Consider the following 15,125-nt stretch of genomic DNA (forward strand, 5'->3'; position numbering starts at 1 on the left):
CTCGCAAAAACAGCTCATTTACCTCTCAGCTGCTTCGCTTGTTTCGCGTCGTTCTCAACGGGAGGCGAACTATAGCAACCCTTTTAAAACCCAGCAAGTACTTTGTTAAAAATATTTCGATTTATCTCTTTTTGCCCAAATCCCACTGCACGATGGACTCGCCGCCACTAGTAGTCTTGGGCACAGGCCGGAACGCATGACCATAGATGATTTCAAAGGTCAGCGGCAATTTGCCGTCCGGCCGCCGCTTCGCTTCCAACGCTGCCTTGAGATTACTCGCCGCAGCGCGCCCCAATAGGCCACGGCCTCTAGTCGCTAATGGATTACCGCCCCAGGCGCGTACATCTGCCAGCAATTTCTCCACTGTGTCGTAGGTCACTGTGATCGTTTCCATGTCCATGACCGGCGTCGAGAAACCGGCATTGACCAGCATGTCGCCAAAATCATGCATATCGACGAAGGGCAGTACGTGTGCGCCGTCATCGATAGCGGCGAATGCATTGCGCAATTCTTTGAAGGTGTCAGGACCGAAGCAAGAGAACATCAGCAAACCATCCACCCGCAATATACGACGCCATTCGGCGAACACGCGGTCCGGCTGCGGATGCCAGTGCAAAGCCAAGTTGGACCAGACCAGATCAACCGTGTTTGACGCTAACGGTAATTGCGCAAAGTCGCCGCACAATAAAGCAGACGCCAAATCATTGCTGTTGCCGGTAAATGGCAGCCACTTCTTTAATAAGCGATTGACCGATAACTGCGCCGTCTGACGTTGCTCTTTTGCCATCGACAACATGGCGACAGACGCATCCAAGCCAATAATGGCGGCTTCGCTAAAGCGCTGCTGCAATGTATATATATCCGGGCCGGCGCCGCAACCGGCATCCAGTACACGCTTCGGCGCTAGTTTCACCAGTGCAAGACGCTCATGCATGCGACTTGAAATTTCGCGACGCATGAACTCTGATTCGCGTACCAGTTCAGGCCGGGCAAACAGTTGGCGTACCCGGCGCAAGTCGATAGGCGCACTAAGACTAGTTTCGAAAGGAGGAAGTGAAGTAGACATCGGAATCCGGCAGGTGAGATGAAATGCGATAATCGGCAGTAGTTTACACGCTTGATTGCCTGTAGGCTGAGTGTGCCAACATCCACCTGATAGAACGAGACTCGCCTTTGCTATTTTCCGCGCTACGCCAATGGCCGCAACAGAAACTTGCCCGCATCCTGGCGGGCATGCCGTCCTGCTGCGCGCTGTGCGGGCAAAGCGGCAAGCGCGTTATCTGCGACGGCTGCAGCAAACATTATTTTTCCCGCCACCCGGCACGCTGCAGGCAATGCGCGAATCTGCTGCCTCAGATTGATGGTCCCGCACCAACGCTATGCGGTAACTGTCTGAAACAACCCCGAGCCTTCGACGCCACCATTGTGGCATGTGACTATACGGCGCCAGCCGACCAACTGATTCTGGCGCTAAAATTCGGCGGCCAGCTGGCGTTGGCGCCCGTGTTTGCGCAAATGTTATGCGAGGCGGGGCGGCGCAGCCTCTGCAATCATCCTGAACTTGAACTGCCGGCGGATTTACCAGATATCCTGACTGCGGTACCGCTCAGCGCCCAACGCTTGCAACAGCGCGGCTTCAATCAGGCTCTGGAGATAGCCAAGCCCTTTGCGCGCATGCTTGGACTTGGCTTGCAACATGGACTGCTGCGGCGGCAACGCGACACACTGCCGCAGTCTCAGGTTCCGGACATGGAGCAACGACGTCGCAATCTGCGCCAGGCGTTTGCCGTGCCGCCAGCGGCCATAAGCCAGATACGCGGCCGTCATATAGGTGTAATCGACGATGTCATGACCACTGGCGAGACGCTGCATGCACTGGCGAAAACGCTACGCCGGCACGGCGCCCGCCGCATCACCAATTTCGTGTTCGCAAGAACCCCCTAAGCATTCCTCGCGGCCCACTATCCGGGCCACTATCTATATATAAGGAGAATCACCTTGTTCCACGTGGTACTGGTTGAACCGGAAATCCCGCCGAATACCGGCAACATCATTCGCTTGTGCGCCAATACCGGTGCGCAATTGCACTTGATTGAACCGCTTGGCTTTCCCCTCGATGACAGCAAAATGCGCAGGGCCGGCCTGGACTATCACGACTACGCCACCATGCAGGTGCATGCCAACTGGGACGCCTTCGTCGCCAGTATGCGTGCTGCCGGCAACTATGACGCCAGCCGCATGTTTGCCATGACTACCCACGGCTCAACGCCATTTGCCAATCTCAAGTTCCAGGCAGGCGACGTATTTGTGTTCGGCTCGGAAACCCGTGGCCTCGATCCTGCGTTACGTGAATCTTTTGCGCCTTCGCAGCGCATCCGCCTGCCGATGCGGCCGGATAATCGCAGCTTGAATCTGTCTAATACAGTGGCCGTTGTAGTGTATGAAGCCTGGCGCCAAAACGGCTTTAGCGGCGGCTCCTGAACAAATTCCCGTTAACAAAGGAACAATCAAGCCGCGCTTGTTATAATCCGCCATCTTGCAAATGGGCACCATGACTTCTAATCTCCGCCTCTTTTTCGCTTGGCTCGCCATTTCCAGCTTCTTGCTGAATGGCACTATGCAGCCCGTGCAGGCGGCAAGTGGTCCGGCGATGGAAATTTGCAGCGTCAACGCGACGCGCACGGATACAGATACCAAACAAAACCCGCTGCACGCCAAGGATCATCGGGCATGTGCACATTGCTGTGCAGCCTCCCACAATCCTGCGTTGCCGACGACGCCGATGCAGAGTTCTCTTTGCGCACGAGCAGGCGAGGCCCCCAATCTACAAGTCACATCAACAGTCGATGCGAATCCGGCTGGTAGTAATTTTCAGGCGCGTGCACCGCCGCTGCAATCTAGCCATTGAACGAAAACACCGCACTGTTCGCCGTCGACATTTCCCCAATTTAAGCAAAGGTTCATCATGTCTTTACGTTCCGTTTCCCTGTTTTTCTGTGCTCTCGCCATCAGCGTTTCCGCCTACGCACACGAGTACCAGCTCGGCAGCCTGCACATCGACCATCCCTACGCGCGCGCCACAGTTCCCGGTCAGCCAGCCGGCGGTGCGTTCTTGAGTATCGAGAATAGCGGTAAAGAGAGCGATAAGCTGATAGGCGTCAGCTCATTGATCGCAAAAAGCACCGAGATCCACACCATGTCCATGGAGGGTAATGTAATGAAAATGCGCGAAGTCGGCGAGATTGAGCTGCTGCCGGCAAGCAAAGTCGACATGACACCGGGTCACGGCTATCACATCATGCTGATCGGCCTGACCCAGCCACTGAAAGCCGGCGACAAATTCCCGCTGACGCTGACTTTCCAGAAAGCAGGCAAGATCGAAGTGTCGGTATTCGTCACCGATCTGACCGGCAAACCAGCCGACGCGGCGCATCAACACTAAAAACAAATGGCGCCTGCATAAAAAAAGCGCGGCATCCGCGCTTTTTTTCGTCTCGTCGTTTGTGAAAATCAGGAGCCTTGCCGCACCTTGCTCAACAATTTGCTGGTCGAACGATCATGCGCGAACGCGATCGCGACCACCTGACCGCCATACGCCAGCACCGCTTGACCTTCCGGAATCGCATCCATCTGATAATCGCCGCCTTTAACGTACACGCCAGGCTGCGCTTCCTGAACCACTTCCAACGCCGTATCTTCATCAAACTCGACCACCAGGCTGACCGCTTCCAGCGCCGCTAATACAGCCATGCGGTCGGCACAAGTATTGATCGGCCTGTCGTCGCCCTTACCCAAGCGCTTGACCGAAGCATCGGTATTCACCGCCACCACCAGCGACGCACCTTGTTCACGCGCCTGCGCCAAATAGGTGACGTGGCCGCGATGCAGGATATCGAATACACCGTTGGTCAACACCACCGGCTGCGGCAAAGCCGCAACGCGGGCTTTCAATTCAGCGCGGGTGCAAAGCTTGGTTTCAAATTTAGGCATGGCGAACATAGAAAAACCGCAATAAAAAAGCCGCAAAACATGCGGCTTGGGATCAATCGCTGGCGGCGCTATATGCTTAGCACCGCCAGCATCAGACTATCAGACTGCTTGGGCCGGCGTCAAAGCCAGGCGGGCGACAACTTCCTTACGATAGCGATTCAGCTCTTGCACCGTATCAAAGGTACGTTCAAACAGCAGAGACATATTGTGCAGGATGCGGTCAACCACCTTCTTTTCCCAGACGCCGTCGAATTTGATTTGCTCGTCCAGCCAGCGTTCCAGCCACTCCGGATCCGGCAGGCGGCTTTGCACGGTGTCGTTCGGGAACAGCGACTGATTCACGTGCAGATTGGTCGGATGCAGCGGTTTTTCGGTGCGGCGCGCCGATGCCATCAAGACGCCGATCTTGGCGAACGCGGCAGAAGCGCTATCGCCCACTTCAGACAAGGCCTTCTTCATGTAGCGCAGGTAAGCGCCGCCATGACGGGCTTCATCCTGGCTGATGATCTTGTAAATTTGCTTAATCACAGGCTCGGTGTGCCAATCGGAAGCGCAACGGTACCAATGGTTGAGACGGATCTCGCCGCAGAAATGCATCATCAGAGTTTCCAGCGGCGGTGCTGGGTCGAACTCAAAACGCACTTTGTCCAGCTCAGCTTCGGTAGGCACCAGTTCAGGCCGGAAACGACGCAGATATTCCATCAGCACCAGCGAATGCTTTTGCTCTTCAAAAAACCATACCGACATGAAAGCGCAAAAATCGCTGTCGCCGTGGTTATCACGCAAAAACATCTCGGTTGCAGGCAGCGCCGACCATTCCGTAATCGCATTCATACGAATAGTCTGAGCTTGTTCGTCGGACAGTTGGGTGGCGTCAAACTTGTCCCATGGAATATCGGTCTCCATGTTCCAGCGGACTTGTTCAAGCGATTTAAACAGTTCTGGATACAGCATACATACCTTAAGCAAGTGAGTTAACTGTTCGATTTTACCAAGAATTTGTTACGGGACCGTTTATAAACCGGCTGAGAGCCGAGTTTTTGCTAAAAACCCTGCTTAAATCACAACAAAGTCAAGATATCACTTAGAGTTTTCCGTCCAAGCATCGGTCTTTAATCATTGCACTTATCCGGCGCTAGTCAAGCTGCCCTAAAAAACCAGGACTTAACTAATTAGCACGTCCGGCCACATGGATACTTCCTATATTGTCATTCTTTTGGAACAGCCTTGGCTTTGCTTGAACGCGCGGCTGTCTCGCCAGTGGCGGCGGTGCTGCTCTTTTTCCCTGCAGACTTTGACGCTGTACCATTGCCAGTTTTGCTATGCCGCTTGACTGTTGGTTTGGCCTCGCTGTCCGCAGCAGCTTTAGCCGGCATCACCATTTTTTCTGCCGCGACCACACTATTGACCGCTTGCTTGAACTGATTTTGCAGCAAGTCCCACCAAGCGCCTGAATTTCCCAGCGAGTTATCCGCCGCGCTGCTGGCGCTTGGCGGATTTTCGGCTTGCGCTTCAGCGGCCGGCGGCACGGCTGGATCCGGCGCAACAGGAGCATTTTTCGCCGGGCTCATAAATGAAAACGGGAACCCGGCCGGCGTCGCCCATGCGCTCGCGCTGGACTCACTGCCGCCGCCGTCCTTGCGATCCACGCTCGCCTGCACACCCGCCTGATTAGCCGCAGCCATTGCCTGTAGTGCAGAAATGGTTGCGCTTTGCACTTCGAGCGCCTGTATCGTGGTGCGCAACATATTCAGATTAAGATTCAGCCACGACTCCACGGCTTTCAGATCGCTGATCTTCTTATTGATTTCTTCCACCGACAAGGTGGGAACAACCATGCCGGGCACGCCCATGCCGCCCCACATTTTCTTGATGAATTCGAGACTATCCTGCATTGCGTCGACTCCTGGAATACTAGAACTGCTCATCACACATCTCCTTCAGAGATAATCTACAACAGCTATCAACTTGCCCCTAGCCTCGTAGCTGCTACCGTTTTAGGGACGCTGCATCTTGCATGTACTGGGCGCCGCCGTTGCCGCCGGCGCCAGGTAACGCTCGGTTTTGAAGCCGTAACCGCTACCTTCATTATCAAACCGGATACCGCCATCGGCAAGCCTTTGCATCACCGCCACATACAAGGGTTGTATCAGTTGATGATCACTAGCCCGCATGCTGGCTTCATGAAATTTGCTCTTGTATTGCGCTCCTTCCAGCGCCCGTGCAACGGCTACCGCGTCCGTGGTTTGGGCTTTCTCGATGGCCGTCACCAACATGTCGATCATGACATCCATACGCAAAAACAGATAGTCATCTTTCGGCTGCGGATAGCGCTGACGAAAACTGCGATAAAACGCATCGCTGGCGGCATTGCCGTCGACGGCGTTCGGATGCCACTCCGCAACGGCGCGCACCGTCCCTACGCCAGCATCGCCAATTGCCGCCGGCGCCCCCAGGCTATTCGCATAAAAGGTGTAGAACTTGAGATGCAGACCGGCCTCCTTGGCGGCTTTCACCAGTAAGGTCAGATCGTTGCCCCAGTTGCCAGTGATCACCGTATCGGCGCCGCTGGCACGGATCTTAGCGATGTAAGGCGCAAAATCCTTGACCTTGCCGATAGGGTGCAACTCGTCGCCGACAATCCTGATATCCGGTCGCGCCGCCTGCAGTTGCTGACGTGCAGCCTTGGCAACCTGCTGGCCGAAACTGTAGTCCTGGCCGATCAGGTAAACGCTTTTTGCCTTGCTATCGCTTTTAATGACGTCGACCAGCGCGCGCATCCGCATGTCGGCATTGGCGTCAAACCGAAAATGCCAGAAGCTACACTTTTCATTGGTCAATACCGGGTCGACTGCCGAGTAATTCAGGAACAACACGCGATTGTCTGGAACCCGGGCGTTATGTTTGTTGATGGCGTCCACCAGCGCCCCGGCAACTGCGGAGCTGTTGCCCTCCAATACGAATGGAATTTTCTGGTCGGTCAATTGCTTGAGCTGCAATAACGCATCCTCTACGCCCTGTTTGCTATCAAACACAGTCAGGCTCAAGAGATGTTTACCATCCGGCAGACGCACGCCGCCACGCCCGTTGACCTGCTCCACCGCAAACCGGATATTGCGCTCCACGGCTTCACCCGCATTGGCAAAAGGTCCCGACATGCCTTCGATCATGCCAAGCCGGATCGGCGGCAAAGCCGTCGGTGCGGCAGATGCCGCCGGCGTCATGGCGCCCATGCCTAGTGTGACTGCCAGCGCGACGCTGGCGGCGTAATGTATGCGATGCAGCATCGGTGGCTATTCTTGTTTGATGTAAATGCAATATTTTACGTGGTTTATCGCCTGCCCCAGTCTTGCCGAGCTTAATCCCGACGGATACGTTTACACTATACGGATGCCGTCTTCTTTCGAACCGCCCTCAACTTCGAGTTATACCTTTGCCAGCCGTCGTCGGTGGCTGTGGGCGCTGCTGCTCACGGTGCTACTACATTTGCTCCTGTTCGCCTGGGGCAGCCGCCAGTTCAGCATACCGACGCCAGTCAATAGGCCTGAACGCCTGATCATGGCCAATCTCACGCCGTTGCCGCCAGTTGAAAAGCCAGTGCTGCTGCCGCAAGCACCCACGCCGAAGCCGAGCGCCAAGGCACGCCCCAAAGCAGCACCGCGGCCGGCGCCGCAGGTCGAAGTGCCGGATACGCCTATCAGAGAAACCGTTACGCCCATTATCGACCTTGGAGCGACCGCCCCGGTTCCAATTGATCTGGCGACCAACACAGCGGCGGCCGTTGCCGCCAATCCGCCGACAACCGAACCGGCCCCTTCAGCCCAAGCAGAAGCGGCGCCGGCGGCCGGCAAACATTACCAGGTCAATCCACCACCGTCGGCGGAGCTGAAGTACGATGTGGAAGCTTTACAAAAAGGCCAGAACTACCACGGCAGCGGCAAAATCACCTGGCAATCCAATGACCGCAGTTACACCATCAACGGCGAGGCCGGAGCTCTGTTTATTACCGTTCTCGATTTTAAGAGCGAAGGTGAAATCAATGGTTTTGGCGTGGCGCCGCTGACCTATTCGCAAAAGCGTTTCCGCAAGCCCGCCACCCAGACGATTTTTCAGCGCGAGCGCAACGCCATTATCTTTTCCTCGTCGCAGAATAGTTACCCGCGCAGCGGCGGCGAACAAGACCGCGCCAGCGTGGTTTGGCAATTGGCCAGCATTGGCCGCGGCGATAGCGCGCAATTTTCCCCGGGCACGGTGATCGATATGTTTGTTGCCGGCCCGCTGGACGCTGAAACCTGGCGCATGCAGGTGGTCGGCCAGGAAAAAATTACGGTTGCCAGTGGCGATCTCGATGTCTGGCATGTGATTCGCATTCCGGAGGCCGGCTCGCACCAGCAACGACTGGACATCTGGCTAGCGCCGCAACAGGAATGGTATCCGGTCAAACTACGCTTTACCGAAACTGACGGCGACTATCTGGACATGTCGCTGTCCAAGATGAAACTACTGGATACGGCATCGGCAAATTGATCTTTCCGCGTCACTGGATCAAGTGCTTTAAAGTATTGTGTTTAAAGTATTGTGAATCGCAGCAGCATTATTTTTTGGAGAATCATGACATCACCTTTACTCCGCCTATCCATGGCCGCCGCACTTTGCTGCAGCATGCTGGCAGCTTCTGCCGCCAGCACCGATCATCCTGCCACCAAGTACAAGATAGACCTGCCGCCGTCGGCCGATCTGAGCTATGCGATTCAAGCCAAGCAGAGCGGTATTACGCTGGGTGGCGAAGGCAGCGTCAAATGGCAGGTAGACGATAAGCACTTCAGCGTCGCCTCGGAAACCCGCGCCATGCTGTTTGGAAAAATTCTCGAATCCTCCAGCGAAGGTTCGATCGACAGCTACGGCCTGGCGCCTGTGCAATTCATCAATAAGCGCTTTCGCAAGGAAGCCACCACCACGACTTTCCATCGCGACAGCGGCAGCATCAGCTTTTCCGAGTCCAGCGAGAGTTATCCGCTAAAGGGTGGCGAGCAGGATCGCACCAGCATCATCTGGCAATTGATTTCGGTGGCGCGAGCGGTCCCGAAACAATTCAAGCCAGGGTCGGACTGGACATTCTTTGTGGCCGGCATGCGCGATGCGGAAGCGTGGACGTTCAAGGTCATCAACATTGAAAAAATCAAAACGCCGATGGGCGATCTGGACGCCGTCCATATTTTCAAAGCGCCGCCGCCGGACGCCAAGGACCAGCAGTTGGATATCTGGCTGGCGCCGTCGCTTGAATGGTATCCGGTGCGCTTGCGGTTTACCGAACCGAACAAAGATTTTGTCGAGCAAACATTGCAACAAGTTAGCAATAAGGCCGGCAAATAGGGCAGAAAATAAAGCATACAATCTCTTCTTGAATATTTAAACTGCAAATCATATGACTACACCAAACGGCGCCATCGTCCTGTTTAGCGGCGGCCAGGACTCCACCACTTGCCTGGCATGGGCTTTGTCGCGCTACGAGCGGGTCGAGACGATAGGCTTTGATTACGGCCAGCGGCATGCGGTTGAACTGACGGTGCGTCCGGTCTTGCTACAGAAAATCCGCGCCCGGTTTCCGCAGTGGGCCGACAAACTGGGCGAAGACCACATGATAGATCTGTCGCTGATTTCGAAAATATCATCGACTGCGATGACCGAAGACGTTGAAATCGTGATGCAGGAAAACGGCTTGCCGAACACCTTTGTGCCGGGACGCAATCTTATGTTCATGACGGTAGCGGCCACCGTCGCCTATCGACGTGGTTTGAATGTGCTGGTAGGCGGCATGTGCGAAACCGATTTTTCCGGCTATCCCGATTGCCGCGACGACACGATGAAAGCCTTGCAGGTGGCGCTGAACCTGGGTATGGCAACTCAGCTCAAACTGGAAACGCCCTTGATGTGGATAGACAAGTCAGAGACCTGGAAACTGGCGCAAGACCTGGGTGGCGATTCCTTGGTCGACCTGATCCGGGCCGATACGCATACTTGCTATCTGGGTGAACGCGGCGCCTTGCATGACTGGGGTTATGGCTGCGGCACATGTCCGGCCTGTGCCTTGCGCGCGCGCGGGTATGAGCAATTCAAGCAAACAGCCGGCGCCTGATCCGAATCCTGAAAGTCGACATGTAGATAAAAAAACGGCCGGTAGACATTCATCTACCGGCCGTTTTTTATCGTTCTCGATTAAGCTGCAACCGATCGCGGCAACTCCTCTTTTTGTTCAGATACAGGGTGACTGAACTGATCGAGCAACTGCGCTTCCTTGGTCCGTGCTGCAACCAGATGCCGCTCCTTGACATGGCCGTAGCCGCGAATTTCTTCAGGAATGCTGGCAATTGCCACGGCAGCCGGCAGATTATCGGCTGTCAACTGCGGCAACAAGGCAGCAACGGTTTCCTTGTAGTGCACGATCAAGCCACGCTCTTCCTTGCGTTCGGCGGTATAACCGAAAATATCCAAGGCACTGCCGCGCAAGAATTTCAGTTTAGCCAAGACACCAAAAGCGCGCATCATCCACGGGCCGAATTCCTGTTTGATCAGATGGCCGTGTGCATCGTGCTTGGCAAGCAGCGGCGGCGCCAGATGGAATTTGAGCTTGTAGTCGCCCTCGAACATGCCGGCAATCTTGGCCTTGAAGGCGCCGTCGGTATATAAGCGCGCGACTTCGTATTCATCCTTGTAAGCCATCAGCTTGAACAAATACGTAGCGACCGCCATGCTCAGGCGCGACGCTGTGCGCCCGCTTTCTGCATGAGACAATTGCGCTTCGGCAGCCTGCACCTGTTCGACAAAACTACGATATTGCTCGGCATATGCCGCGTCCTGATAAGACGTCAGGACCGCAACACGGCGCTTGATCAACTCATCCAGATTGGGAGCGCGCTTGAATTCAATCACTTGCGCCGGCGTATCGCTGAGGCGTGTGCGTTGTTCCAGTCCAGCCAAATCGCAAGCTGCAGTCCGGCCCCAGACAAAGGCTTGTTTGTTAAACGCGACCTGCAAAGCGTTCAATTCTATCGCCCGCATCAGCGATGCCTCTTGCAATGGCACCCAGCCTTTTTGCCAGGCGTAACCGAGCATGAACATATTGGTCGCGATGGCGTCACCCATCAAGGCAGTAGCGATACGACCGGCATCGATGAACTCCACCCGGTCGCTGCCGCAAGCCGCACGTATATCTTGTTCGGCCGCTGCATCGGGGAACTGCCAATCCGGATTCTTGACGAAAGCGGCAGTCGGCGTGCGGGTTGAGTTGATCGCGGCGTAAGTACGTCCCTCACCCATGCGCGACAAGGCATCGCGGTTGGCGCTGACGATCGCATCGCAGCCGATCACCAGATCGGCGTCACCGGTGCCGACACGGGTCGAATAAATATCGTCGGGATGATCGGCCAGCCGCACGTGCGACATCACCGGCCCGCCCTTTTGCGCCAGGCCGCTCATGTCCAGCACCGAGCAACCTTTACCCTCGACGTGAGCCGCCATCGCCAGGATCTGGCCGATAGTCACCACACCGGTGCCGCCGATGCCGGTTACCAGGATGCCGAAAGGCTTTACCGTATTTGGCAAGACAGGCGACGGCAGACTAGCCACCGGCGCGGCAGCAGTAGCGGGTGTCGCAGCCACTTTCGCCGGCTTCTTCAGACTGCCGCCTTCGACCGTGACGAAACTCGGGCAAAACCCGGTCACGCAAGAAAAATCCTTATTGCACGAGGACTGATTGATCTGCCGTTTGCGGCCGAATTCGGTTTCCAATGGTTCTACCGACAGGCAATTCGATTGCACGCTGCAATCGCCGCAACCTTCGCACACCGCTTCGTTAATCACGGCGCGTTTGGCTGGATCCGGATATTCATTGCGTTTCCGGCGACGACGTTTTTCGGAAGCGCAGGTCTGGTCGTAAATCATCGCGGAAGTGCCGCTGATTTCACGCAGTTCGCGCTGGACCGCATCGAGCTCGCTGCGATGACGGATCGTCACGCCAGGAGCCCAGTTAGTGTCGGCGGCATATTTATCCGGCTCGTCAGTCACCACGATAATCGGCGTCACGCCTTCTGCCGCAATCTGCCGTGAAATCATGGCGGGATCAAGCGGGCCGTCGAAGGCCTGGCCGCCGGTCATGGCAACCGCATCGTTAAACAGGATCTTGTAGGTGATATTCACCTTGGCGGCAACCGAAGCGCGAATCGCCAGCAGGCCGGAATGGAAATAAGTACCATCGCCCAGATTGGCAAACACATGCTTTTCCGAAGTGAATGGCGCCTGGCCGACCCAGGTCACGCCTTCGCCGCCCATATGGGTAAACGTCGACGATTCCCGATCCATCCACAACACCATGTAATGGCAGCCGATGCCAGCCAGACCACGGCTGCCATCCGGCAGCTTGGTCGAGGTATTGTGCGGGCAGCCGGAGCAGAAATGGGGAACCCGATCTTTGTTTGGATCGGGCTTGCTGCTGATATTCAACAGCGCTTCCTTGGCTTCCAGATAGGCGACTCGTTGCTGCACCCGCTCTGCCACCGGATGGCCGGCGAAATATTTCGAAACGCGCGTCGCAATCGCTCTGGCGATTTGTGCCGGATTCAACTCGTAGGTGGCCGGCAGCAGCCAGTCGCCATGGCCTTCGCCGCTGCGATTGCTCCACTCGCCGGTATCGTCGAATTTGCCGACCACGCGTGGCCGCACATCGTCGCGCCAGTTATACAACTCTTCCTTGACCTGGTATTCCAGGATCTGGCGCTTCTCTTCGACCACCAGGATTTCTTCCAGGCCTTGCGCAAACTCACGCACACCTTCCGCTTCCAGCGGCCAGGTCATGCCGATCTTGTACAGACGAATGCCGATGTCGCGCGCCACGTTTTCATCGATACCCAGATCGGCCAAAGCCTGACGCGTATCCAGATACGATTTGCCGGCGGTGATGATGCCGATCTTGGCGCGCGGGCTGTCCCAGATGATTTGATTCAGCTTGTTGACGCGGGCATAGGCCAGCGCTGCGTACCATTTGTAATTGTTCATCCGTGCTTCTTGTCCCAGCACGGTATCCGGCAAGCGGATGTTCAAGCCATCCGCCGGCAGTTCGAAATCGGCAGCGGTCGGCAACACGATCTTGACGCGATCCGGATCGAGATCGACCGAGGCGCCGGACTCGACCAGATCGGTGACGCACTTCATCGATACCCAGAGGCCGGTATACCGGCTCATGGCCCAGCCATGCATGCCGTAGTCGAGATACTCCTGCACCGAGGACGGATACAGCACCGGGATGCCGCATGCTTTCAGGATATGTTCGCTCTGATGGGCGGTAGTCGAGGATTTTGCCGCGTGATCGTCGCCGGCCAATACCAGCACCCCGCCGTGTTGGGAAGTGCCAGCCATGTTGGCATGCTTGAAGACGTCGCCGCAGCGGTCGACGCCGGGGCCTTTGCCGTACCACAAGCCGAATACGCCATCGTATTGAGCGCCCGGGAACAAGTTCACTTGCTGCGTACCCCAGACACTGGTCGCGGCCAGATCTTCGTTCATGCCGGGATGAAATTTGACGTGATGTGCGTCCAGATATTTTTTTGCCTTGGCAGCGGTCAGATCGACGCTGCCTAGCGGCGAACCGCGATAGCCGGTAACAAAACCGGCGGTATTCAGGCCAGCCAGGACATCGCGTTGCCGTTGCAGCATCGGCAAACGAATAATGGCTTGTGTGCCCGTCATGAAAGCACGGCCACGCTCCAGCGTAAATTTGTCATCCAGGGAAATGCGATCAGCTTCAGACGCTTGCGGCGATTCTGTAGGCAGCAAGGCTTGCGCCGATTTGAGTGGTGCGTTCATTCAGTCTCCGTGCCAAAAATTATGTTTTTGATTGCACTGCGTGGAGGTTATCCTACGCGGTAAAACGTCTTCGCCTTTTGGGCAAATCGTCCTGTGTTTTGCTATTTGTTGCGGCGCCCAGATTATCACAAGCGCTGGTGCGACTCAATGCACGCCGCATAAATGGGCCGCCGTGTAGCGGGCGTAACAACTGTAACAACTGGTAAATCGAGTAGGAATGAGAATCGACTAAGCGTGTAATGACAACTTGTCTGATGTGGCTGAATACCTCCCCTGGACCAGCCATGTCGGGCATTCCTCCCTCTAGTGTTCCCATTATCACTAGTTTGCGGATTCTGCCTTCCACGGCAGAATCCGCTTTTTTATTTCAGCGACAGATTTGTTTCGCCAGGCAACAGAGTGTTCGCCGGCAACGGTTCGAGCGCCTTCAGCCGCTCATACATCGGCGTAAAATCCGGCGCCGTGTCGTTGAACAACTGCTGGAAATCATCAATTACGAAATAAGTTTCCTGGTAGGAGTCGATCTTGTACAAGGTGCGCATCACGCGCTCGACATCGAACGGCAACCGCAACGACTCTGGACTGGTCAGGCAATGTTCGATTTCGCCGCCGGAAGACAAAATCCCGGCGCCATACACGCGCAAACCCTCAGGGCTCTGGATCAGGCCGAATTCGACGGTGTACCAGTACAAGCGCGCCAGCATAGCCAGGCCGCCCAGCTTCATCGCCTTCAAGGCGCCCTTGCCGTAATCTTGCAAATGATCGGCAAAAATCGGATTGAACAACAGTGGAACATGACCGAAAAAATCATGGAACACATCGGGTTCGACAATGTAGTCGAACTCTTCCGGATCGCGCAGCCATACCGTGACCGGGAAGCGGCGGCTTGCCAGATGTTCGAAGAAAATATGATCCGGCACCAAGCCCGGCACTGCCACCAGGGTCCAACCTGTGGCCTTGAACAGCAAGGCTGAACTCTCTTCGAAGCGCGGGATGCCGTCACCGATGTTCAGCAACTCCAGGCTTTCGATGAACACATCGCAAGCCCGTCCCGGGATCAACTTGGCTTGCCGTTGATACAGGCGACGCCACAGGGCGTGCTGCTCCGGCGTGTAAGCATCCCACTCCTGCTTGACCACGTATTGTGCGTCGATCTTGCTGTAATCGCCACGCAACGCAGCGCCGTCCGATTTTTCGGCGACAGTGGCAAAAAAATCGTCGGTATTGACGCTGACATTCGCTACTTTTGCATCCATTTTCGCTTTCCTAAACTAAAC

General features: G+C 55.8%; 14 protein-coding genes. 7 read left to right on the forward strand and 7 right to left on the reverse strand.

Annotated features, from left to right (window positions below):
• Window positions 1-121 precede the first annotated feature (121 nt).
• Window positions 122-1,066 carry a methyltransferase domain-containing protein gene (locus tag VNZ60_RS14020; protein ID WP_325660121.1) on the reverse strand — a complete coding sequence of 315 codons (945 nt, stop codon included), beginning with the start codon at window positions 1,064-1,066 and terminating at the stop codon, window positions 122-124.
• 107 nt (window positions 1,067-1,173) lie between these two features.
• Between VNZ60_RS14020 and VNZ60_RS14025 the strand changes: the two genes are divergently transcribed.
• The 4 genes from VNZ60_RS14025 (at window position 1,174) to VNZ60_RS14040 (ending at window position 3,442) form a co-directional block, all read left to right on the forward strand.
• Window positions 1,174-1,944 (forward strand): ComF family protein, encoded by a 771-nt coding sequence (locus VNZ60_RS14025; protein ID WP_325660123.1) that lies wholly within the window; start codon window positions 1,174-1,176, stop codon window positions 1,942-1,944.
• Window positions 1,945-1,998: 54 nt separating this feature from the next.
• The gene (gene trmL / locus VNZ60_RS14030) at window positions 1,999-2,481 is read left to right on the forward strand and encodes a tRNA (uridine(34)/cytosine(34)/5-carboxymethylaminomethyluridine(34)-2'-O)-methyltransferase TrmL (RefSeq protein WP_325660124.1); all 483 of its coding nucleotides are present in this window, start codon (window positions 1,999-2,001) and stop codon (window positions 2,479-2,481) included.
• 70 nt (window positions 2,482-2,551) lie between these two features.
• Window positions 2,552-2,908: a DUF2946 family protein gene (locus VNZ60_RS14035; RefSeq protein WP_325660126.1), complete on the forward strand. Its 357-nt coding sequence runs from the start codon at window positions 2,552-2,554 to the stop codon at window positions 2,906-2,908.
• 57 nt (window positions 2,909-2,965) lie between these two features.
• A complete protein-coding gene (locus VNZ60_RS14040; protein ID WP_325660127.1) occupies window positions 2,966-3,442 on the forward strand; it encodes a copper chaperone PCu(A)C in 477 nt (158 codons plus the stop codon).
• A 68-nt stretch (window positions 3,443-3,510) separates the two neighbouring features.
• Here VNZ60_RS14040 and rfaE2 read toward each other — a convergent pair whose 3' ends face one another.
• From rfaE2 to VNZ60_RS14060, 4 genes are all read right to left on the reverse strand, one after another.
• Entirely contained in the window at window positions 3,511-3,990 is a 480-nt protein-coding gene (gene rfaE2 / locus VNZ60_RS14045) for a D-glycero-beta-D-manno-heptose 1-phosphate adenylyltransferase (protein WP_325660129.1), read from the reverse strand.
• 99 nt (window positions 3,991-4,089) lie between these two features.
• On the reverse strand, window positions 4,090-4,944 hold the full coding sequence (locus VNZ60_RS14050) for a ferritin family protein (protein ID WP_211462522.1): 855 nt from the start codon (window positions 4,942-4,944) through the stop codon (window positions 4,090-4,092).
• A gap of 254 nt (window positions 4,945-5,198) precedes the next feature.
• Window positions 5,199-5,918, reverse strand: coding sequence for a PhaM family polyhydroxyalkanoate granule multifunctional regulatory protein (locus VNZ60_RS14055; protein ID WP_325660131.1), 720 nt, complete (start codon window positions 5,916-5,918; stop codon window positions 5,199-5,201).
• A 69-nt stretch (window positions 5,919-5,987) separates the two neighbouring features.
• The gene (locus VNZ60_RS14060; protein WP_325660394.1) at window positions 5,988-7,223 is read right to left on the reverse strand and encodes a branched-chain amino acid ABC transporter substrate-binding protein; all 1,236 of its coding nucleotides are present in this window, start codon (window positions 7,221-7,223) and stop codon (window positions 5,988-5,990) included.
• Between the two features lie 157 nt (window positions 7,224-7,380).
• Here VNZ60_RS14060 and VNZ60_RS14065 point away from each other — a divergent pair, with 157 nt between their 5' ends.
• The 3 genes from VNZ60_RS14065 to queC all read left to right on the forward strand — a co-directional run bounded on the left by VNZ60_RS14065 (window position 7,381) and on the right by queC (window position 10,126).
• Entirely contained in the window at window positions 7,381-8,517 is a 1,137-nt protein-coding gene (locus VNZ60_RS14065) for a DUF3108 domain-containing protein (protein ID WP_325660133.1), read from the forward strand.
• Between the two features lie 84 nt (window positions 8,518-8,601).
• Window positions 8,602-9,363 carry a DUF3108 domain-containing protein gene (locus VNZ60_RS14070; RefSeq protein WP_325660135.1) on the forward strand — a complete coding sequence of 254 codons (762 nt, stop codon included), beginning with the start codon at window positions 8,602-8,604 and terminating at the stop codon, window positions 9,361-9,363.
• Between the two features lie 52 nt (window positions 9,364-9,415).
• Window positions 9,416-10,126, forward strand: a complete 711-nt coding sequence (gene queC, locus VNZ60_RS14075; RefSeq protein ID WP_325660137.1) for a 7-cyano-7-deazaguanine synthase QueC — start codon at window positions 9,416-9,418, stop codon at window positions 10,124-10,126.
• Window positions 10,127-10,206: 80 nt separating this feature from the next.
• Here the strand turns inward: queC and VNZ60_RS14080 are convergent, their stop codons facing one another.
• Together VNZ60_RS14080 and phhA are read right to left on the reverse strand one after the other, a co-directional pair.
• Window positions 10,207-13,848, reverse strand: coding sequence for an indolepyruvate ferredoxin oxidoreductase family protein (locus VNZ60_RS14080; protein ID WP_325660139.1), 3,642 nt, complete (start codon window positions 13,846-13,848; stop codon window positions 10,207-10,209).
• Between the two features lie 362 nt (window positions 13,849-14,210).
• A complete protein-coding gene (phhA, locus tag VNZ60_RS14085) occupies window positions 14,211-15,104 on the reverse strand; it encodes a phenylalanine 4-monooxygenase (RefSeq protein WP_325660141.1) in 894 nt (297 codons plus the stop codon).
• Between the last annotated feature and the right edge of the window lie 21 nt (window positions 15,105-15,125).

The sequence above is a fragment of the Collimonas sp. genome (assembly GCF_035566375.1).
GTDB lineage: Bacteria > Pseudomonadota > Gammaproteobacteria > Burkholderiales > Burkholderiaceae_D > Collimonas.

What these genes read in the sequence shown, in the direction of transcription:
- VNZ60_RS14050 (WP_211462522.1), bottom strand. Translation starts at nt 4,944, where the DNA reads ATGCTGTATCCAGAACTGTTTAAATCGCTTGAACAAGTCCGCTGGAAC.
- phhA (WP_325660141.1), bottom strand. Translation starts at nt 15,104, where the DNA reads ATGGATGCAAAAGTAGCGAATGTCAGCGTCAATACCGACGATTTTTTT.
- VNZ60_RS14055 (WP_325660131.1), bottom strand. Translation starts at nt 5,918, where the DNA reads ATGAGCAGTTCTAGTATTCCAGGAGTCGACGCAATGCAGGATAGTCTC.
- VNZ60_RS14065 (WP_325660133.1), top strand. Translation starts at nt 7,381, where the DNA reads ATGCCGTCTTCTTTCGAACCGCCCTCAACTTCGAGTTATACCTTTGCC.
- VNZ60_RS14020 (WP_325660121.1), bottom strand. Translation starts at nt 1,066, where the DNA reads ATGTCTACTTCACTTCCTCCTTTCGAAACTAGTCTTAGTGCGCCTATC.
- VNZ60_RS14040 (WP_325660127.1), top strand. Translation starts at nt 2,966, where the DNA reads ATGTCTTTACGTTCCGTTTCCCTGTTTTTCTGTGCTCTCGCCATCAGC.
- queC (WP_325660137.1), top strand. Translation starts at nt 9,416, where the DNA reads ATGACTACACCAAACGGCGCCATCGTCCTGTTTAGCGGCGGCCAGGAC.
- rfaE2 (WP_325660129.1), bottom strand. Translation starts at nt 3,990, where the DNA reads ATGCCTAAATTTGAAACCAAGCTTTGCACCCGCGCTGAATTGAAAGCC.
- VNZ60_RS14070 (WP_325660135.1), top strand. Translation starts at nt 8,602, where the DNA reads ATGACATCACCTTTACTCCGCCTATCCATGGCCGCCGCACTTTGCTGC.
- VNZ60_RS14080 (WP_325660139.1), bottom strand. Translation starts at nt 13,848, where the DNA reads ATGAACGCACCACTCAAATCGGCGCAAGCCTTGCTGCCTACAGAATCG.
- VNZ60_RS14035 (WP_325660126.1), top strand. Translation starts at nt 2,552, where the DNA reads ATGACTTCTAATCTCCGCCTCTTTTTCGCTTGGCTCGCCATTTCCAGC.
- VNZ60_RS14060 (WP_325660394.1), bottom strand. Translation starts at nt 7,223, where the DNA reads ATGGGCGCCATGACGCCGGCGGCATCTGCCGCACCGACGGCTTTGCCG.